At 38.3% G+C, this 18,402-nt stretch carries 20 protein-coding genes; 7 read left to right on the top strand and 13 right to left on the bottom strand.

Annotation, left to right across the window (positions count from 1 at the left end):
• Positions 1-156 precede the first annotated feature (156 nt).
• Positions 157-678, top strand: coding sequence for a MerR family transcriptional regulator (locus FI644_RS13750; protein WP_053477809.1), 522 nt, complete (start codon positions 157-159; stop codon positions 676-678).
• Positions 679-747: 69 nt separating this feature from the next.
• Here FI644_RS13750 and FI644_RS13745 read toward each other — a convergent pair whose 3' ends face one another.
• The 3 genes from FI644_RS13745 to FI644_RS13735 all read right to left on the bottom strand — a co-directional run bounded on the left by FI644_RS13745 (position 748) and on the right by FI644_RS13735 (position 4,152).
• A complete protein-coding gene (locus FI644_RS13745) occupies positions 748-2,061 on the bottom strand; it encodes a Na+/H+ antiporter family protein (protein WP_053477808.1) in 1,314 nt (437 codons plus the stop codon).
• A gap of 144 nt (positions 2,062-2,205) precedes the next feature.
• Positions 2,206-3,714, bottom strand: a complete 1,509-nt coding sequence (locus FI644_RS13740) for a leucyl aminopeptidase (RefSeq protein ID WP_056686121.1) — start codon at positions 3,712-3,714, stop codon at positions 2,206-2,208.
• Positions 3,715-3,774: 60 nt separating this feature from the next.
• Complete coding sequence (locus FI644_RS13735; protein WP_053477806.1) at positions 3,775-4,152, bottom strand: DUF309 domain-containing protein; 378 nt, start codon at positions 4,150-4,152, stop codon at positions 3,775-3,777.
• A gap of 180 nt (positions 4,153-4,332) precedes the next feature.
• On the opposite strand from FI644_RS13735, the gene FI644_RS13730 reads away from it, so the two are divergent.
• On the top strand, positions 4,333-4,809 hold the full coding sequence (locus FI644_RS13730; protein WP_053477805.1) for a divergent PAP2 family protein: 477 nt from the start codon (positions 4,333-4,335) through the stop codon (positions 4,807-4,809).
• An 86-nt stretch (positions 4,810-4,895) separates the two neighbouring features.
• Here FI644_RS13730 and spsC read toward each other — a convergent pair whose 3' ends face one another.
• On the bottom strand, positions 4,896-5,612 hold the full coding sequence (gene spsC, locus FI644_RS13725; protein WP_053477804.1) for a stationary phase survival protein SpsC: 717 nt from the start codon (positions 5,610-5,612) through the stop codon (positions 4,896-4,898).
• Between the two features lie 270 nt (positions 5,613-5,882).
• Here spsC and FI644_RS13720 point away from each other — a divergent pair, with 270 nt between their 5' ends.
• On the top strand, positions 5,883-7,256 hold the full coding sequence (locus FI644_RS13720; RefSeq protein ID WP_142108277.1) for an IS1182 family transposase: 1,374 nt from the start codon (positions 5,883-5,885) through the stop codon (positions 7,254-7,256).
• A gap of 111 nt (positions 7,257-7,367) precedes the next feature.
• Here FI644_RS13720 and FI644_RS13715 read toward each other — a convergent pair whose 3' ends face one another.
• The 3 genes from FI644_RS13715 to FI644_RS13710 form a co-directional block, all read right to left on the bottom strand.
• Positions 7,368-7,691 (bottom strand): YuiB family protein, encoded by a 324-nt coding sequence (locus tag FI644_RS13715; protein WP_053477803.1) that lies wholly within the window; start codon positions 7,689-7,691, stop codon positions 7,368-7,370.
• Between the two features lie 122 nt (positions 7,692-7,813).
• A complete protein-coding gene (locus tag FI644_RS26330; protein WP_172797670.1) occupies positions 7,814-7,945 on the bottom strand; it encodes a YuiA family protein in 132 nt (43 codons plus the stop codon).
• Positions 7,946-8,156: 211 nt separating this feature from the next.
• Positions 8,157-9,374: an NAD(P)/FAD-dependent oxidoreductase gene (locus FI644_RS13710; RefSeq protein WP_056686124.1), complete on the bottom strand. Its 1,218-nt coding sequence runs from the start codon at positions 9,372-9,374 to the stop codon at positions 8,157-8,159.
• Positions 9,375-9,749: 375 nt separating this feature from the next.
• On the opposite strand from FI644_RS13710, the gene FI644_RS13705 reads away from it, so the two are divergent.
• The gene (locus FI644_RS13705) at positions 9,750-10,745 is read left to right on the top strand and encodes an NAD(P)/FAD-dependent oxidoreductase (RefSeq protein WP_053477800.1); all 996 of its coding nucleotides are present in this window, start codon (positions 9,750-9,752) and stop codon (positions 10,743-10,745) included.
• Positions 10,746-10,870: 125 nt separating this feature from the next.
• On the opposite strand, the gene FI644_RS13700 is transcribed toward FI644_RS13705, so the two are convergent.
• Positions 10,871-11,233, bottom strand: coding sequence for a HesB/IscA family protein (locus FI644_RS13700; RefSeq protein WP_053477799.1), 363 nt, complete (start codon positions 11,231-11,233; stop codon positions 10,871-10,873).
• A 221-nt stretch (positions 11,234-11,454) separates the two neighbouring features.
• Here FI644_RS13700 and FI644_RS13695 point away from each other — a divergent pair, with 221 nt between their 5' ends.
• A complete protein-coding gene (locus FI644_RS13695) occupies positions 11,455-12,156 on the top strand; it encodes a DUF2225 domain-containing protein (RefSeq protein ID WP_439952623.1) in 702 nt (233 codons plus the stop codon).
• Between the two features lie 326 nt (positions 12,157-12,482).
• On the opposite strand, the gene FI644_RS13690 is transcribed toward FI644_RS13695, so the two are convergent.
• Entirely contained in the window at positions 12,483-12,722 is a 240-nt protein-coding gene (locus FI644_RS13690) for a YuzB family protein (protein WP_053477797.1), read from the bottom strand.
• Between the two features lie 353 nt (positions 12,723-13,075).
• Between FI644_RS13690 and FI644_RS13685 the strand changes: the two genes are divergently transcribed.
• A complete protein-coding gene (locus tag FI644_RS13685; protein ID WP_053477796.1) occupies positions 13,076-14,143 on the top strand; it encodes an NAD(P)/FAD-dependent oxidoreductase in 1,068 nt (355 codons plus the stop codon).
• Between the two features lie 214 nt (positions 14,144-14,357).
• Here FI644_RS13685 and FI644_RS13680 read toward each other — a convergent pair whose 3' ends face one another.
• Complete coding sequence (locus FI644_RS13680) at positions 14,358-14,681, bottom strand: YuzD family protein (RefSeq protein ID WP_053477795.1); 324 nt, start codon at positions 14,679-14,681, stop codon at positions 14,358-14,360.
• Positions 14,682-14,841: 160 nt separating this feature from the next.
• Here FI644_RS13680 and FI644_RS13675 point away from each other — a divergent pair, with 160 nt between their 5' ends.
• Positions 14,842-15,081 carry a NifU family protein gene (locus tag FI644_RS13675; protein WP_053477794.1) on the top strand — a complete coding sequence of 80 codons (240 nt, stop codon included), beginning with the start codon at positions 14,842-14,844 and terminating at the stop codon, positions 15,079-15,081.
• A 14-nt stretch (positions 15,082-15,095) separates the two neighbouring features.
• Here the strand turns inward: FI644_RS13675 and thrB are convergent, their stop codons facing one another.
• The 3 genes from thrB to FI644_RS13660 are packed head-to-tail and all read right to left on the bottom strand — an operon-like array spanning position 15,096 to position 18,372.
• Positions 15,096-16,019, bottom strand: coding sequence for a homoserine kinase (gene thrB / locus FI644_RS13670; RefSeq protein ID WP_053477793.1), 924 nt, complete (start codon positions 16,017-16,019; stop codon positions 15,096-15,098).
• Positions 16,016-17,077, bottom strand: coding sequence for a threonine synthase (gene thrC, locus FI644_RS13665; protein WP_053477792.1), 1,062 nt, complete (start codon positions 17,075-17,077; stop codon positions 16,016-16,018). Before thrC ends, thrB begins: the two co-directional genes overlap by 4 nt.
• Positions 17,074-18,372 carry a homoserine dehydrogenase gene (locus tag FI644_RS13660; protein ID WP_053477791.1) on the bottom strand — a complete coding sequence of 433 codons (1,299 nt, stop codon included), beginning with the start codon at positions 18,370-18,372 and terminating at the stop codon, positions 17,074-17,076. The genes thrC and FI644_RS13660 overlap by 4 nt, the downstream gene beginning before the upstream one ends.
• Positions 18,373-18,402: the final 30 nt, after the last annotated feature.

Below are 18,402 nucleotides of genomic sequence, written 5' to 3'. Positions count from 1 at the left end.
TTTTGTATGGCTTTTCTTTTTGAATAATGAGCCGGAAAAAACTTGTAATAAATCCTCTTTCTTTGCCGAAAAGAAACTTGTTTTGTCATACGGGAAGGAATCTGCTTTTAACTCAGAGAATCCACTATTAAAAGGGAAGCTTAAGGAGGTTTCAGGATGAATACAAGTGCTGTCGCAAAGTTATTAGGGGTTTCATCAAGCACAATCCAACGATGGGTGAAGCAGCTGGAGCTCCAAATGGAAAGGAATGAACTCGGGCATTATTCATTTACAGACGAGGATATTCAGCTGCTAAAACAAGTTCAGGAACAGCTAAAAAAGGGGGTCATGATTCAGGATGTAACGGTAGAACGAAAAAAGACGCGTACCGGTGTAGTAAAATCAGCCGGAAATGATCCATTTTCTGAGAAACTTCTAGCAAGAATGAACGAGTTCGAGCAAAGACTAAATAAAAAGGCGGATGATGTTGTATCCTATCAGCTTTTACAGCATCGGCGGGAAATTGAGGAGCTGCAAGCTGAGGTAGAGATGTTAAATAAGAGAATACAATGCCTTGAAGAAGGGATAAATAAGGAGAATCAGCATATCCCATCCGATCATGTATTCGTTTTCGATAAGGAATTACCAAGGAAGAAAAGCAAAAGGAAAAATCTTATTACCTCTTTATTTGGCTTCTAAATCCCTCATCCATTGAAATTTTAAAAAAAGAAATACAGCTCCCATTTATAGGAGCTGCATGTTAAAAAATTAAAGAATCATTGCGGCCAGCCATCCAAAGAGGATTAACGGGATATTATAATGAAGGAATGTTGGCACACAGGTATCCCAAATATGATTATGCTGGCCGTCTACATTTAATCCGGCTGTAGGTCCTAATGTACTGTCAGATGCTGGCGAACCCGCATCTCCTAGTGCTGCAGCAGTTCCAACTAACGCAATCGTAGCCATTGGACTAAAGCCTATTTCAAGCGCAAGCGGAACAAAAATCGTTGCAATGATTGGAATCGTTGAAAAGGATGAACCAATTCCCATCGTTACAATAAGACCGACAATTAACATAAGGAGCGCAGCAAGTGATTTGCTTCCGCCAATAATTGCCGCAGACTGTTTTACGAGGCTTTCTACATCTCCAGTTTCTTTAAGCACATCAGCAAATCCAAAGGCTGACAGCATAACGAAACCAATGAAGGCCATCATTTTCATCCCTTCTGTTAACAGCTGATCTGCTTCACGCCATTTCACCGCACCGCTTATATAAATAACAAGAATTCCAGTTAATGCCCCAAAAATCATGGAATCGAGCTTAATTTGAACAAGAAGTGCAGCAATAATAGCAATGATAGAGAAAATAATCCCTGCTTTTGAGTATCCTGCCTTTTCTATTTCCTCTATTTTACTTTGCTGATAGTTTCTTGTCTTTCGGTATGATATAAATATAGCAACTAGCAGTCCGACTACAAGTCCAGCTGTTGGGATCAGCATGGCTTTGGGAATATCACTCAAGTCAACGGCCAATCCACTGCTTTTCATGTTGTCTGCTAGGATTTCGTGAAAAATCTGTCCAAAACCTGCTGGAAGCAAAATATAAGGTGCCGTTAAACCAAAGGTCAAGACTGAAGCGATCAAGCGGCGGTCAATACCTAATTCATTCATTACCCTTAATAAAGGCGGAATGAGAATAGGGATAAAAGCAATATGAATCGGAATCACATTTTGGGAAAAACAAGCCATGATTAAAATAGATAAGACAATCAGTGCTTTAGAAAGTTTCTTTCCTTTGGAATCTCCTTCTCTTCCAACCTTCTGAAGAATCCACTCCACTAGTAAATTCGGCAGGCCTGTGGTTGATATAGCAATGGCAAATCCTCCTAACAAGGCATAGCTTAATGCTACCTCAGCACTTCCTCCAAGCCCATTTGAGAAGACCTCAATTGTTTGATTTATACTTAAGCCTCCAGTTAAACCACCGACTAGCGCTCCTGCAATTAAAGATAAAACGACATTTACGCGTAAAAGACTTAATACAAGCATAACAAAAACTGCTATGATGACTGCATTCATGATGATAACCCTCTCTCATAATCTTACTTTACTTTGGTAAATTGGTAGAGAACTAAAATATGAGTATAAAATTATCATATCCTATCGCTTTTTGTCAACTTGTATCAAAAAAAAGCTTCGGAAAATTATTCCGAAGCTTTAAACTTAATTCGATTCAGTTTCAAATCTTTCTACAAACAAGGCGAGTGTACGGACCATTACTCCAGTTGCTCCTGCTGGTCCAAGGTCATGCTCCTTGCGAGTTGTAGATGTTCCTGCAATATCCAAGTGTACCCAAGGGGTATCCTCTGCAAATTCACCGACAAAAGCGCCACCCATGATGGCATGACCTTCACGGCCAGGTGAATTGTTTAAATCTGCGATTTTACTGCTTCTAACTCTTTGTTTGTCTTTTTCAAATAAAGGCAAACGCCAAATTGGCTCTCCAGCCTCATAGGATGCCTCTAGGACCTGCTCCCATAATGCCTCATTATTCGTTAACGCACCAGTCGTTTCCGTTCCAAGCGCCACGATTACCCCGCCAGTTAAAGTGGCTACATCCACTAAATAATTTGCTCCATGATGCTTCGCATATGTAACTGCATCAGCAAGCACAAGCCGTCCTTCCGCATCTGTATTCAATACTTCAATCGTTTTGCCGCTCATTGATGTAATCACATCATCTGGTTTAAATGCGTTCCCGCTAACCATATTGTCAGTAGAAGGAATAACTGCGACAACATTCTGCTCAGGTTTTAATTCACCGATAATCTCCATCGCTCCAAGAACAGCCGCGGCTCCTCCCATATCGGTTTTCATTCCGACAATGCCGTCCTTTGACTTAATAGAATAGCCGCCAGTATCAAAGGTAATGCCTTTGCCAACTAAACCAATAACGTCCTTCCATTCTTCTTTTCCTTGATACTTCAGGACAATCATTTTTGGCGGTTCAGTAGACCCTTGGTTTACAGCAAGTAAGGCGCCCATCCCTAGCTTTAGCATATCTTCTTTTTCAAGAATTTCCGCTTCGAAATCATACTTAGATGCTAGCTCTTTCGCATAATTAGCCATGTCTGTAGCGGTAAGCATATTTCCCGGCAGGTTCACAAGTGTACGAGCTGAGTTTGTTCCTTTTCCATGTGCATAGCCAACTGTTAACGAAGCTTTTACATCCTCTTCATCCGCTACTTCACTATAAACAGTCATATCTTCAATATTCTTTGCTGGTTCATTCGATTTTTGCTTATATCCTGCGAAACGATAGGTAGATAAAGCGAAAGCCTCACTAACCGCATGTGCTGCATCTAGTGCATCCACATTTTCATTTAGGAAAGAATCTAGATAAACAGCAGCTTCCTGAATCGTAGAAGACTTAACAACCTTAAAGGTCTTTCCAAGTGCTTCCCGCAACACATCAAAGGAGTAATCCTTTTCACGGCCAAGACCAACAACATATAATCTCTTCGCACCCATACGTCCAAATGTATGTACTTTTGTTACTGCTTTTTTCTTTGCTGAAAGGTCCTTGCTTTTGACGAGCTCCGTTAATTGTCCTTCAAATTGCTGATCTAGTTGTGCAAGAACGCCATCAAATTTGTTTGGTTTCTCAAATAAACCAATGATCAAACATTCATGTTCATTCGAAAAATTGATTTCTCTTTTTACAGTAAACATTTTGTCACCCCCATAAAGTTGCTTTCATTATATCAGGAAACAGGAAACAATTTCGACTAGCTAATCTTCTAGAAATAAAATTAATTCTGGCAATTTCGGAAGCGTATTTACTTCCTCAAAGGGGACTCGATCAATTTTTCCCGGAAAGATCACTAAAGCCTTTTCAATAAATGAGTATACATGCTCCAGATCAAGCCCCCAATGCTTTGGACGGTAAGCCTGCAAATATTCATTGGCGGCTCCCATCATCAATCTCGCCCCCTTCACATTTCCATATTCATAATGATAGATAGCTACACTCATTTGCAGCAATCCTTTGAAAAATAAATTCCCTTTATCGGTCATCCACATCTCTTCCAGAAGGTCATGGCAAGTATAGTAATCCCCTTCATTAAACTTCACAAAAAACTCATAATACTCAAGCGGATACTCCTCCAATTGAATGCCTCCCTCGTACTCGTTAACAATAACTTTATAAAAAAAGAATTGCACTCTCTTTAAATTATTATTATCATCTTAACAAACGGGATAGAAGTTGAGCACTTATTTTATTAATTGGATCAACGTAATCTGCCTTCAATAAGGTTCGTTATGATCTGCGATAAAGGTGGTTTCCACATGGAATTATTAATGAATTTCCCCTTATGGGCTGCCATTGCAGCCATCTTCTTTGCTCAATTTGTCAAAGTTCCAATTCATTTCATTGCCTACAGAAAACTTAATTGGGCACTCTTGACAAGCACTGGAGGGATGCCAAGTTCTCACTCTGCTGCCGTAACCGCTCTTTCCACTGGTGTTGCTTTAGAAACTGGTCTAGATTCCGCTTTATTTGCCGTGTCAGCCGTTTTTGCCATCATCACGATGTTTGATGCAACGGGCGTACGCCGGCAAGCAGGGGAACAAGCCATTGTCTTAAATCAATTAGTATCCGATTTCAATCGTTTAATTGAAGAGGCCAAGGTTTGGCAGAAGAAAGCCGAACAGGAAAAAAGGAGAGAATTGAAGGAGCTTCTCGGTCATAAACCAATCGAAGTTTTTTTCGGAGGACTGACAGGCATTCTTTTAACATTAGGTCTTCATTTCGTACTTCATTAGATAGAACATAAAAAACAGGTACCTATTTTAACCGGGTTACCTGTTTTTTCATCTAAATTATTTTCATTCATATAGAGCAGAAACACTTATTCCTGTTCGGATTTCGTATATTGCTGGCGGAAAACTTGCATGGATTCATTCTCATTCAATGCATGAAGCTCCTCTTCTGTTAAGGTGCCGTCACCCATTTCGACAACATAGACATCCAATGTTTTTTTGCCCCAATTATTGTATACATCTTCAACTGTCTCATAATAGAGATCTACTTTATTTCCCTTAATCGCTCCACCTTTATCAGCAACAACCCCATACCCATATCCAGGTACAAAAAGAATCGTTCCAATCGGAAAAACATTTAAATCTGCAGCAACCGTGGAATACAAATCCCTCTTTACCTTTACCCCTGAATATGTAATCCCAAAGCTTGGATGACCAGGATGCTTGCCGGTTGATTCATAATAAGCAGTATAGCCTGTTGCCACAACTGTCTTGATTGGATACTGCGTCCAATCAATTGCTTCCTCTAAGGTCGGCGAATGTCCTGACACTTCCTTGCTCGATGAAATTTGCAAATCACCATTCACAAATCGTTTTAAAAATTTAAAAGCTACTCCAACCTTTTTTAATGTATGGTCAAAATGATTTTGATCAGACTGTTCGTTTGTGCCCATCTCTTCACTACTTAAATAATTTACAAGAGATCTTGCCTCCACTCCCGAAATAGACTGGAAAGTCGTTAAAAATGCCGCAATGAATAGAGTTGACATTATTATTCGTCTTGTCCAATTTTTTATTCTTCTCATTTATAATTTCACTCCTCCCAAGAATATTCATTTCCCAAGATTTAAAGAAATATTCATGAAAGGAATAAATAATGTGGAAAGAAGAACAATAAATCTATCCTTTTCCTGATAAAAAACCCTTTGTTTCCAAGAAAACAGCTACTAATTTACAAAATTTTAAATAAAATAAAAAACCTCTGCTTATGGGGGCTGTTGACAAACTAATAGGATTTACCAATACCTGTGTAGAATTTAATTATTCTATACAGGTTTTGTATTGGGGGAATTTTTATGATGGGTCGTAAAGATGAATATCAAAGTAAACTAGAGTTTATTGATTTAAATACATTTGTTCCTTCAAATCATATTCTTCGCCAAATTAATGAAAAGATAGACTTCTCTTTTGTATATAACAAAATGGAAAAATATTATTCGAAACTCGGCAGGAAATCACTTGATCCTGTACTTTTATTTAAGATGTTACTCATTGGCTATCTTTATAATGTTGATTCAGAACGAGTGTTAGAACAAGAAGTCAATCTAAACATTGCTTATCGCTGGTTTTTAGGGCTTGATTTATCTGACACTGTACCTGATCACTCCACATTTAGTCAGAATCGACGAAGGAGATTTAAGGATAGTACTGTCTTTCAAGAAATTTTTGATTATATTATAGATCTTTGTATAGAGAATGGGTTAGTGACTGGTGAAGTCATTGTTACTGATTCTACCCATATTAAAGCTAGTGCTGCAAAGGGTAAGGCCGAAAAGGTAGTTGTAGAGAAAACACCTTCTCAATATTTGAATACCCTTGAAAAGGAAGCCAAAAAAATTGAAAAAGAGCTTGAGGATAAAAGAATTGAATCTGGGAAGAAGAAACGAGGCAGAAAATCAAAGAGTTCATCTACCGAAAAGATTTCTGTAATAAAAACGGACCCTGACTCTGGCTTATTAAATCGCCCTGGAAAGCCATCTGGTCCCCACTACTTAGCACATGCAAGTATTGATACAAAAAACGGAATCATAGTTGATATTCATCCGAGTGCTGGTAACATAAATGATTGTGAGCCTTTTATAGATAGATTAAATGTGATACAAGAAAAATTTGAATTAAACATTAAAAATGTGGCAGCTGATAAAGGATATGATAAAACTAAGATTCATCATGGCTTAAAAACATTGGAAATCACAGGTTATATTAGTCCCATAGGATATACTACACCTTTCGAAACAACGTCTTATAAGGAGTTTACCTATAACATTGACACTGATACGTATACTTGCCCCAATAAAAAAACACTTACGTTTACCCATTTAAGAAAAAAAGAAACTGATAATTATTTAAAAACGTATTCTGCTAAAAGTAAAGACTGTAAAGTCTGTCCATTTCGAGAATGTTGTTTTGGGGAAACAGCAAGTAAAAGAACGATTTCTCGACCAATTGCACATGAATTGTTGGAAGCAAATACTCAGAGGGCAAAAACTAGTGAATATAAAGCATTCCAAAAGCTCCGAAGAGTTTGGTGTGAAGGTTCCTTCGGAACATTGAAATCTAAGCATAACCTGTATAAAACATATAAGAGGGGCATTGAAAAAATTTCTGAACAATGCCTTTTTTCAGCGTTGGCATTAAATTTAAAAAGAATTATAAAGGTAATGAATTAAGACAAAAATTATAAAGAAAACTAATAAATATACTCTTAAAAAGAGAATGGGAAAGGAGCAAAGCTCTTTTCCCATTTTGTCAACAGCCCCTTATGGGCAGAGATTTTGAGTTTAAAACATTTGATATCCTTTTTTACGGAGGATTTTTATCGTAATACCCGCTCCAATTGCACCTGCAAGACCACTCAATAAAATGAGAATATCAGCAGTGGCGAGCTGGGTTAATTCAGAACCTAGACTTGCAAATGACTCTTTACTATTAGAAAAATATTCTATAAATCGAACTTTATCAATAATGAAGATAGCAATAATCGGATAGACAATAGCCATAATCCAAGACATTCTTAATAGCATATTTAAAATAAAACCAATCCCAAAAAACAGGACAAAAAAGAGCAGCATTGAAATAGGCAATACGAAAATAGTCATTTCCATCGTTTTGTTCCTCCCTTTACACATCAATATTTAGTGTACTGAATGTGCAAATGGGAGTCAATAAAAATAGGGGGAGCTCCCCCATAGAAAAGAAAACTCCGCCATTGGCGGAGCAACTAATTTTACGATTCTTTTTTCTTTCCAGATCCACTGCAGCATGTGCAAGTTTCTGAACCGCCAAGGAGAAGCTGAAAATATCCTTTTCCTGAGCAGTACGTACATCCATTTGATTTTTCATAGTTCTTTGTTTTCATTTTCTCCATCTCCTTTTTGTAACTGAATTTTCTGATAATATACCAAGAATAATAGAATTTGAAAAGCTCTAAATTTCGCGAAAAATCTCCACTGGTAACGCATACAATCTGGATTATCTTAAATTTCCTCATTCATTCTTTAAATTTTACGAAATATCAAAAAATAAAAACAAAAGGGTCTGGCTAGAAGCCTGACCCTTTTAAAGTTCTATTATAAAATATTAAATTTTCCTTTTTTCAATACAAGTGAAGGACCGCCAATCATGTACAATGCACGATTATCAATCATTTTCTTCATAAACGAAGCTTTAGTCCCAATCATTTTCTTACCAAACGCTACCCCAATTGCATCATCTTCACCAAGGGAACATACTGTTCCTTTAATATCTGGCTTAAACGTTTCTAAATCAGATTTATTGCGAATTAAAGCAACAAGATTTCTAGCACAAGTCTCTCCTTGCTGCATAGCAATCTGCGCAGTCGGCGGATAAGGGCGATTGATTTCCTCATTAATGACTAAGGAAGAGTCGCCAATGATAAATACATGATCATGTCCAGGAGCTCGTAAATCTGAATGAACCTTTACACGTCCACGCATAGCCTCGAAGCCTGATTTTTCAATGATTGAATTCCCACGAATACCAGCAGCCCATACAACTGTACCTGCCTTAATTTCTTCGACTTCCTCTTCCCCTTTTCCAACAATGATTCCTTCTGGAGTGGCTTCCTTAATCGCTGTGCCAATACGGAATTCGACACCCTTCTTTTCTAAATAGGCAACCGCATAATTCACAAGCTCCGGATCAAATCCTGGCAGTACCATTGGTGCTGCTTCTACACAAATGACTTTTACCTTTTGGAAATCAACATCGTACTCTTTGCAAAGTTCTGGAATTCTGTTTCCTAGTTCTCCAAGGAATTCAATTCCTGTAAATCCAGCGCCACCAACAACAATGGTTAAGCGCTCATCCTTTTTCTCTTCTTCTGTATTATAAGTAGCAAATTGATATTCAATATGCTCTCGAATTTGACGAGCGGCATTTACATTTACAATGGAGAAAGCATATTCTTTTAATCCCTTAATGCCAAATGTTTCAGACTCTCCACCTAAAGCTACGACTAAAAAGTCATAATCGATTTCACCATTTTCTAAAATGACCTTTTTATCCTCAGTCTTAATTTCAACTGCTGTGCCTTGAATAAAGTCTACCTTATTCGTGTCAATTACATTTTTTATATCATATCTAACGCGGTCATGGTGTAAAGTACCTGCAGATGCCTCATGTAACCAAGTTGTTTCATAGTGGTAGCTATTCTTATTCACTAATACGATTTCAGCTTCATTTGTTCCGACTGCTTTTTGTAAACGAGTTGCAGTCATTAGTCCACCGTAACCTGCTCCTAAAATTACAATCTTTGCCTTTCTCAACGTGTATCTTCCACCTTTTTTAGTATTTTCTACTGTTCATTTTTAGAAACCGCTGTACTTTTAGTGATAATAGTTTGTGATGTTATTCACTAAAATAGACAAAAAAATGTTGAAAAAATGTCATAAAATATTAACAATATACTCACATTACATATTATGCTTTTTCCAATTGATTTTCAAGCCAAAAAGCTTAAAAATGTATTTAGTATATACGTATTTCCCTTGTGTTTCCACGCCTTTTCTAGTTTTTCATCCTCAAGGATATGTTTAGAGTATTTAACCTTTTCATAATATTTTTTCCAAAGAGTGAGCTTTATATTAATTTATGTTATTATTTATGATGGAATGTGTACTTTATTAATGGGGGGATATGGAGTGAACGAAGATCAAAAAGTGTATGATATAACTATTATTGGTGGAGGACCTGTAGGGTTATTCACTGCTTTCTACGGGGGAATGAGACAAGCTTCTGTAAAAATTATCGAAAGCTTGCCACAGCTTGGTGGTCAATTATCAGCCCTTTATCCTGAAAAATACATATATGATGTTGCAGGTTTTCCTAAGGTACGTGCACAAGAACTAATAAATAATCTAAAGGAACAAATGGCAAAATTCGAGCCCACTACTTCATTAGAACAATCAGTGGAAAAGCTTGAAAAGCAAGATGACGGTATTTTTAAACTGACTACAAATAAAGAAATCCATTATACAAAAACAGTTGTCATCACAGCTGGAAATGGTGCGTTCCAACCTCGTCGCCTAGAGCTTGATAGTGCTGTACAATATGAGGGCAAGAACCTTCATTATTTCATCGACGATTTAAACCAGTTTGCAGGGAAAAAGGTCGTTGTATTTGGCGGAGGAGATTCTGCAGTTGACTGGGCATTAATGCTAGAGCCAATTGCTGAAAAAGTAACAATCATTCACAGACGTGATAAATTCCGTGCTCATGAACATAGTGTGGAAAATCTAAATAACTCAAAAGTAGAAATTAAAACACCGTACATTCCTGCTGAATTAATCGGGGATGACAATGGCATAACTGGTGTTGTCCTTGAAGGTGTAAATGATAAAGAAGAAGTAACGCTGGATGTAGATGCAGTGATTTGCAACTATGGTTTCGTTTCTTCACTTGGCCCAATTAAAGAATGGGGACTAGAAATCGAAAAGAATTCCATTGTCGTGAATTCAAAAATGGAAACAAACATTCCTGGCATTTATGCTGCTGGAGATATTTGTACATATGACGGAAAAGTGAAGCTTATTGCCTGCGGCTTTGGAGAAGCACCTACTGCTGTAAATAATGCAAAGGCTTACATCGATCCAAAGGCTAAAATCCAGCCATTGCACAGTTCATCGATGTTTAATTAATGAAAAAAGGTATCCAAAATTTCACTTTTGGATACCTTTTACATTTTAGCATGCTGAAAGTTAGTATGATTGTGAAATTTATCAGTCTGTACATTTATCAGCCAATTCTTTAGGTTTTGATCCAATTAACACTCTTCTGGAGTTCCAGCCGCAGTTGCTGTACGGAATGATGATCCGCAGCCACAAGATGCAATCGCGTTTGGATTATCAATTGTAAATCCGCCGCCCATCATAGATTCTTTATAATCAATTTTCGTCCCTTGCAGAATAGGTGCATCCTCTTTGTTTACAACGATTTGAATTCCATGCTGTTCAAATTGGGTATCGTTTTCTTTTACTTCATGTGCAAATCCCATACCATATGATAAACCGCTGCATCCTCCGCCCTTTACTGAAACACGCAAAGAAGCATTTTCCTCCTCATTCGCTTTCATCATTTCTTTTATTTGCAGAGCAGCTGCTTCTGTTAAAATAACGATTTCACTCATTTTATATTTCCCTCCTTGCACTTATTAATAAAAATTAAATCCATCTTATTAATAGTATATACACTAAGTCTCTCATCCTCAACTAATGAGAACCAATCATTTTTCAGCAACAAACTTCGTGCTTTTCTTCCTGAATAGAGTATAATTATAGTAATAATGAACGATAGTCCATTTAACAAACAATAAATCTTTGTACCTAGGAGGCGATCTCAGTGACACAAATTGAACCCATCTATGACAAAAAGTGTGAATGCAGAATGTGCAAAAAAACCTTTACAACGAAAAAACTACGTTCAAGATTTATTAAAGTGACAAGCTACGATACTGATTTTTGCCCAATCTATGCCTCTGATGAGATCAATCCTATTTTATATCATGTAAATGTCTGTCCACATTGCGGATTTTCCTCAACAGATGATTTCACTCCCTATTTTCCTCAAGGTGCAGTTGAAGAAATTCATTCAAAGGTATGCTCTCAATGGGTTCCACATGATTTTGGACAGAAGAGAAGGGTTTCCGATGCAATAAAAACATATAAACTAGCGATTTATTGCAGTTTATTGAAAAAAGAAAAGCAAATTGTCGTTGCAGGTACTTACATGAGACTCGCATGGTTATACCGTCTTTTAGAAAATACGGACCAAGAGAAGCGTTTTATGAAGCTTGCTATGGATGCTTATTTACAATCATATATGGAAGATGATTTTAAGGGGACACAAGTTTCGGAAGTGAGGATCCTATATTTAATTGGTGAATTAGCACGAAGAACCCACCAAACTGATCAAGCAGTAAAGTATTTTTCAAAGGTAATCGAACAGCAAAATCGGACAGTTGAATCTGGAATTATCGATATGGCAAAAGAGCGCTGGTATGATATACGTGAAGAACAAAAATCGGCAAAACTTACAGAAAACATCAGTTAAAAGAAAGCCACACCTAATTTCACTTGAAATCGGTGTGGCTTTTTGTTATAAGATCGTTTTATTCACCTATTGAGTACAACTTTTTACTTTCTCTGCTGATTTCGGGAACCAATGCACCTTATTGACAACTCTTTTGCTCTTTTCCGGCTCATTTCAGGAACCAATACACCTTATTGACTACTCTTTTGCTCTTTTCCCGTTCATTTCGGGAACCAATGCACCTTATTGACTACTCTTTTACTCTTTTCCAGCTCATTTCAGAAACCAATACACCTTATTGAGTACTCTTTTCTACTCATCCCACTCATTCCGGGAACCAATGCCCATTAAAACATCGGATTATCCTCTATAAATTGATATATATTTTTTACCAGTTCTTCTGGTGTTTCACCTGTTACTGGTTCTCCGTTTACAAGTGCAAAAAGAGAATTTGCACACTTTCCACAATAGCCAAGACAGCCATACTCAATGACATCAAGATCATAATCCTTTTCTAAGGTTTCTAAAGCCTTTTGTGAACCGCTTGCCAGATTGCTGATACAAAACTCTATGATTGGCTTTATCACTTCGATCACCTCTTACCTAAATTGCCATCTATATAAACGTTTATTCTATGAGTAATTGATGAGTCCTCCATGGACCCGTTCATATTTGCAGTCATGATAATGCTACCTTTTTTCATATTTTTCCGCAATTGTTTTTACTTTAATATCCCCTCAACACTTGAGCACAATTACTATTTACTGACTTGTTTTGTCAAGTTTCACCCTATAGCTGTTGTGATTTTGTCACAATTTCGTTATACTTTCTATGAATAAAGGGTATTAGATATTTATATTTAAAGAAAGTTTTTTTAATTTTTTAAAGTTATTTTTCAGAAAAATCACTACTTTAGAGTTAACTTAAAGGGGAATGTAAAATGAAGAATCTTGTTATCCTTGGCGGAGGCTATGGAGGGATGAGAGTGTTAGCCAGACTTTTGCCAAATCATCTTCCAGAAGATGTATCCATTACGCTTATTGACCGTGTTCCATATCATTGTTTAAAAACGGAGTATTACGCCTTAGCCGCTGGGACCATTTCAGACCAGCATGTTCGTGTGGCATATCCTGAACATCCACGATTAACAATTAAGTTTGGAGAGATTACTGGCGTAGATATTGAGAATAGACAGGTGCAATTGCAGGGAGAAAATTCTGTTTCTTATGACGATTTAATTATAGGTCTTGGATGTGAAGATAAATACCACAATGTACCAGGTGCAGATGTTCATACGTACAGCATCCAAACGATCGAAAAATCCCGTGCCACTTATCAAGCATTGAATAATTTAACCCCAGGATCAGTTGTAGCAATCGTCGGTGCTGGATTAAGCGGAGTAGAGATCGCTTCAGAGCTTCATGAAAGCCGTCCAGATTTAAAAATTAAATTATTTGATCGTGGAAGTCACATTTTATCTGCCTTCCCAGAGAGACTAAGCGAGTATGTTGAAAATTGGTTTGATAGTCATAGTGTTGAAATTGTCAGCCACTCCAATATTACACGTGTAGAGGAAAATACTCTTTTTAATCATGATGAGCCAATTTCCTGTGATGCAATCGTTTGGACTGCAGGGATTCAGCCGAATAAAGTCGTTCGGGAAATGAAGGTTGAAAAAGATTCACAAGGACGCGTCGTTTTGACAAAGCACCATAATCTTCCAACAGATGAGCATGTCTATGTTGTCGGCGATTGTGCAAGTCTTCCTCATGCTCCAAGTGCCCAGCTTGCAGAAGGACAGGCAGAGCAAATTGTACAAATTCTATTAAAACGTTGGAAAGGTGAAGAATTACCCGAAGAAATGCCAACGATTAAGTTAAAAGGGGTTCTTGGTTCACTTGGAAAAAAACACGGATTCGGTGTCGTTGCAGAGAGACCAATTACTGGCCGAGTTGCCAGAATGATCAAATCCGGAATTTTATGGATGTATAAAAACCATCGAGGATAACGAAAAGCGGAAGGCCCCTGCTTAGCGACATATGGACTGTGAGGGCTATCGACTGAGATATAGGAAGCACGAAGAGCGATAGCGCATTCGTACTTGACTTATCGTAGGGAGGAAGACCGAAGTACACTGTGGGCTGCAGCTAGACAATTCTTTAAATAAAGAATCATCTTATTCTCTAAGTAAGGAGCATCCCAATAAAGGATGCTCCATTTTTTCATTCTGCGGTGTACCCATGTTTTTCCATTTCCGCATAAATCGTTTTCAATCTGGGGTTGCCCTCACCAACTAACTGATCCTCTATTAAGACAACAGGGTAAAACATATCCTCCTCAATAACCCTTTCGGCAAAGCTTCTTTTCTCATTATCATCAGGCGGATTATGAATATCTACATACGTAATCTTAAACGGCTGGTGAGGATATTTTCTTTCCAAAGCTGCTTGTAGCCATTCATATGTTTCTTTTGAAGAAGGAAGGTTCACACAGCTTGGACATAGCTGCTCAGCCCCATATACATTTATTTCAACCTCTCGTTTCATTTCTTTTCCCCCTTATTTAAAAATGTATCCTTAATCCTATTTTACAATATTATAATAATAGAAACCTAAGTAATTTCACATTTAGTGGAAATCCGCGTCTTAAAATAGATTTTTGCAGTGAGAATGATTATAATAATTAATAAGAAAGGGGTAGATACAAATGGCAGAACAAACAGCTATGCTTGAGCAAGTTCAAGAAGTATTAGATAAATTGCGTCCATTCCTTCTACGTGATGGAGGAGACTGTGAATTAGTTGATGTAGAGGATGGGATCGTTAAGCTACGTCTGCTTGGTGCTTGCGGCTCATGCCCAAGCTCAACGATCACATTAAAAGCTGGAATCGAACGCGCTCTTTTAGAAGAAGTACCTGGCGTTACAGAAGTAGAACAAGTTTTTTAATACTAAAAGCGATGTCATTTGAGACATCGCTTTTTATTTGAAACATACACCTTGCTTCCAGCTTGTTCAATGTTTAAATAACGGTATTCCATCTCTGGCAGTGCATGTGCCAGCCTCTTTGCCAAATCGATGCCTGCCCCCTTTTCCGCCAAGCATAATATCGTTGGTCCTGCACCGCTTAAAGCTACTCCGAATGCTCCGAAGTCTGGTGCCAGCTCTTCAATTACTTGCAAATGCGGCACTATTTCTTTTCGATATGGATGATGGTATCGGTCAGCCTTCATCATTTTTCCGACCTGCTTATAATTGCCATTTAGCAGAGCAGCAATCATCACATTCCCAATCGCCCCAGCTTGTACAGCATTTTCATATAAAAAGGTTTGTGGCAGTACCCCCCTTGAATCCTTTGTTAAGAGCTCTTCCCTTGGAATCACTGCAACAATATCGATTTCAAGGTGATGAAAGGATTCAATACTCACTTCATCCTCAAACTGACAGCCTACAACCAGCCCGCCTAATAGGCTGGCACCAACATTATCTGGATGTCCTTCAATCTTAGAAGCCCATTCCAATTTTTCTTGTTGAGTCAGATGGAGTTTACAGAGCGCATCGGCTAACTCAATTCCTGCGACAATGGCGGCCGCACTAGAACCAAGCCCTCTTGCAAGAGGAATATCACTTTTTACTTTAATCCGGCAAGCTGGCAGCTTTTTATTATGTTTCTCAGCAGTTTCTATGGCAATTTGAAAAATATAATTCATTTCATCCTTTGGAAAAATATTCAACTCTTCAGAAAGAGGAACAACCTCCCATTCTTTCGCCTTCTCTACTTCTAATGTTAAATACACATTCAATGCTAAACCAATGGAATCAAAGCCCGGCCCTAAATTTGCTGAGCTTCCAGGAACTTTAATGATGAGCATTTCACCTTCGCTCATACATGGACAACTCCCTTAATATGCTCCGAAACTGCAAACTCATCATTTGGCAGACAAACAGGTTTAACAGGACTGCATTCCATTGCAATATTCGGATCTTTAAGTCCATTTCCTGTCAAAATAGCAACAACTCTTGATTTATGCGGGATTTCCCCGTGACGGAGCTGTTTATAGATCCCTGCAAGTGATGCACAAGAAGCAGGTTCAGCAAAGAGGCCTTCTGATGAGGCTAATTTTCTATACATATACAAGATCTCCTCATCGCACACTTCATCGATTTTCCCTTCGGACTCATGTAATGCAGCTGTTGCTAAATGCCAGCTAGCAGGATTTCCGATTCGGATCGCTGTTGCCACTGTTTCTGGATTTTCAAAGATTCGATTGTGCACAATCGCCGCTGCTCCTTCTGCCTCAAACCCATGCATGCGCGGCAATCCTGTATTTTTTACTGCATGATAGTCTTTGAATCCTTTCCAGTAAGCACTAATATTTCCTGCATTTCCGACAGGGAGGGCAAGAATATCCGGTGCCTGCCCTAATTGATCACAAATTTCAAATGCAGCAGTTTTTTGCCCCTCTAAACGGTATGGATTAACTGAATTTACTAGAGTAATAGGTTCTACTTCACTAATCCTTCTAACCATTGCCAATGCCTCATCGAAGTTTCCTTCTATAGAAATAATCTCAGCCCCATAGATGACGGCCTGCGCAAGCTTCCCCATCGCTATTTTCCCCTCTGGAATAACGATGATGCATCTTAAACCCGCCCTTGCTGCATAAGCTGCTGCCGCCGCTGACGTATTGCCGGTTGAAGCACAAATAATGGTGTCACTGCCTTCTTCCTTTGCCTTCGCGACGGCCATAACCATTCCTCTATCCTTAAATGAACCAGTTGGATTGGCACCTTCCGTTTTGACATACAGGTCTATCCCCCATTCATCAGATAGCTTATTAAGCCGGATGAGAGGTGTATTCCCTTCATTTAATGTAAGTAATGGCGTATGCTCATTTATTGGTAAATACTCTTTATAAGCTTTTAATAGACCTTCCCATCTCATACATTTGCACTCCCTTCCACCCGGTATGAACTTTTAATTGTCTGTACGGCATGCAAATCTCTTAATTTAACTAGACTATCCTCGTAATCTTGCAAAGAAGCTTGATGGGTAACAAGAACAATTTCTGCAATTCCCTGTTTCTTTAAAGGCAGCTGGAGGATCTTTTCGAAGCTGACCCCGTGCTCTGAGAAGATAGAAGTAATATCAGCAAAAACACCAACCTCATCTTTCACATGCAGGCGTAAAAAGTATTTAGAATATATTTCTCCTGGTTCCTTTAGCAGTTTTTTATATTGAGGGATAACCGCACTTTTTCCAGTTACGCCTAAACGCATATTTTTCATTACGCCTACAAGGTCTGAAACAACAGCAGTAGCAGTCGGCAAACTGCCTGCCCCTGGCCCGTAAAACATCGTTTCCCCAACAGCTTCCCCATAAACATAAACAGCATTAAATTCGTCCTGGACTGATGCGAGCGGATGTGATTCTACTAATAGAGTAGGCTGAACACTGATCTCAACTTTTTCTCCTTCCCTATGAGCAATACCGATCAGCTTCATTGTATAGCCAAGCTGCTTCGCATACTCTAAATCATTTTCTGTAATTCCTGTAATTCCTTTTACCTTTACATCATCCAAATCAATTTTCATCGAAAATCCAAGTGTAGATAGGATCGCCATTTTTCTTGCTGCATCCAGCCCTTCAACATCTGCTGTTGGATCTGCTTCTGCATAGCCGAGCTCCTGTGCTTCCTTAAGCACTTCTTCATAGGCACTTCCGAACTTTGCCATCTTCGTTAAGATAAAATTAGTTGTTCCATTTACAATTCCCATCATCTTTGTGATTCGGTCAGAGGCCAGACCATCGACAAGGCTTCTTAAGATTGGGATTCCTCCAGCTACACTTGCCTCATAAAACAGATCACAGCCATTTTCTGAAGCAATGGTTAGAAGCTCCGCACCATGTAAAGCCATTAAATCTTTATTGGCTGTAACAATATTTTTCCGATTGAGCAATGCTTGTTTTAAGTACTTTTTCGTTTCATCAATTCCGCCCATGACTTCAATAATGACATCAATTTCCGGATCATTTAAAACTTCATCAGGATTAGTAGTTAATCGTGCCTGTTCCACTTGAACAGCTCGCTCTTTATTTAAATCCTTCACAAGGATCTTTTTTACTTTAACGGGACAGCCTACTTGATGAATAAGCTTATCTTGATGATTCTCAATGATTTTCACTACACCTGATCCGACAGTTCCTAAACCTAATAATCCAATTGATATTTCTTCCATTTTAATTCCCCTCTCGTTCAGCCACCGTTG

The organism is Cytobacillus solani, assembly GCF_006704205.1.
Taxonomy (GTDB): Bacteria; Bacillota; Bacilli; order Bacillales; family Cytobacillaceae; genus Cytobacillus; species Cytobacillus solani.
The sequence above is the reverse complement of the archived record's forward strand: the minus strand, read 5'-3'. Positions and strand labels throughout refer to the sequence as shown.

Excerpts from the sequence above, each read along its gene's own strand:
- spsC (WP_053477804.1), bottom strand. The coding sequence starts at position 5,612 with ATGAGAAGAATAAAAAATTGGACAAGACGAATAATAATGTCAACTCTA.
- FI644_RS13720 (WP_142108277.1), top strand. The coding sequence starts at position 5,883 with ATGATGGGTCGTAAAGATGAATATCAAAGTAAACTAGAGTTTATTGAT.
- thrB (WP_053477793.1), bottom strand. The coding sequence starts at position 16,019 with ATGAGCGAAGGTGAAATGCTCATCATTAAAGTTCCTGGAAGCTCAGCA.
- FI644_RS13700 (WP_053477799.1), bottom strand. The coding sequence starts at position 11,233 with ATGAGTGAAATCGTTATTTTAACAGAAGCAGCTGCTCTGCAAATAAAA.
- FI644_RS13680 (WP_053477795.1), bottom strand. The coding sequence starts at position 14,681 with ATGAAACGAGAGGTTGAAATAAATGTATATGGGGCTGAGCAGCTATGT.
- thrC (WP_053477792.1), bottom strand. The coding sequence starts at position 17,077 with ATGAGATGGGAAGGTCTATTAAAAGCTTATAAAGAGTATTTACCAATA.
- FI644_RS13660 (WP_053477791.1), bottom strand. The coding sequence starts at position 18,372 with ATGGAAGAAATATCAATTGGATTATTAGGTTTAGGAACTGTCGGATCA.
- FI644_RS13740 (WP_056686121.1), bottom strand. The coding sequence starts at position 3,714 with ATGTTTACTGTAAAAAGAGAAATCAATTTTTCGAATGAACATGAATGT.
- FI644_RS13675 (WP_053477794.1), top strand. The coding sequence starts at position 14,842 with ATGGCAGAACAAACAGCTATGCTTGAGCAAGTTCAAGAAGTATTAGAT.
- FI644_RS13745 (WP_053477808.1), bottom strand. The coding sequence starts at position 2,061 with ATGAATGCAGTCATCATAGCAGTTTTTGTTATGCTTGTATTAAGTCTT.
- FI644_RS13685 (WP_053477796.1), top strand. The coding sequence starts at position 13,076 with ATGAAGAATCTTGTTATCCTTGGCGGAGGCTATGGAGGGATGAGAGTG.
- FI644_RS26330 (WP_172797670.1), bottom strand. The coding sequence starts at position 7,945 with ATGAAAACAAAGAACTATGAAAAATCAAATGGATGTACGTACTGCTCA.
- FI644_RS13715 (WP_053477803.1), bottom strand. The coding sequence starts at position 7,691 with ATGGAAATGACTATTTTCGTATTGCCTATTTCAATGCTGCTCTTTTTT.
- FI644_RS13730 (WP_053477805.1), top strand. The coding sequence starts at position 4,333 with ATGGAATTATTAATGAATTTCCCCTTATGGGCTGCCATTGCAGCCATC.
- FI644_RS13750 (WP_053477809.1), top strand. The coding sequence starts at position 157 with ATGAATACAAGTGCTGTCGCAAAGTTATTAGGGGTTTCATCAAGCACA.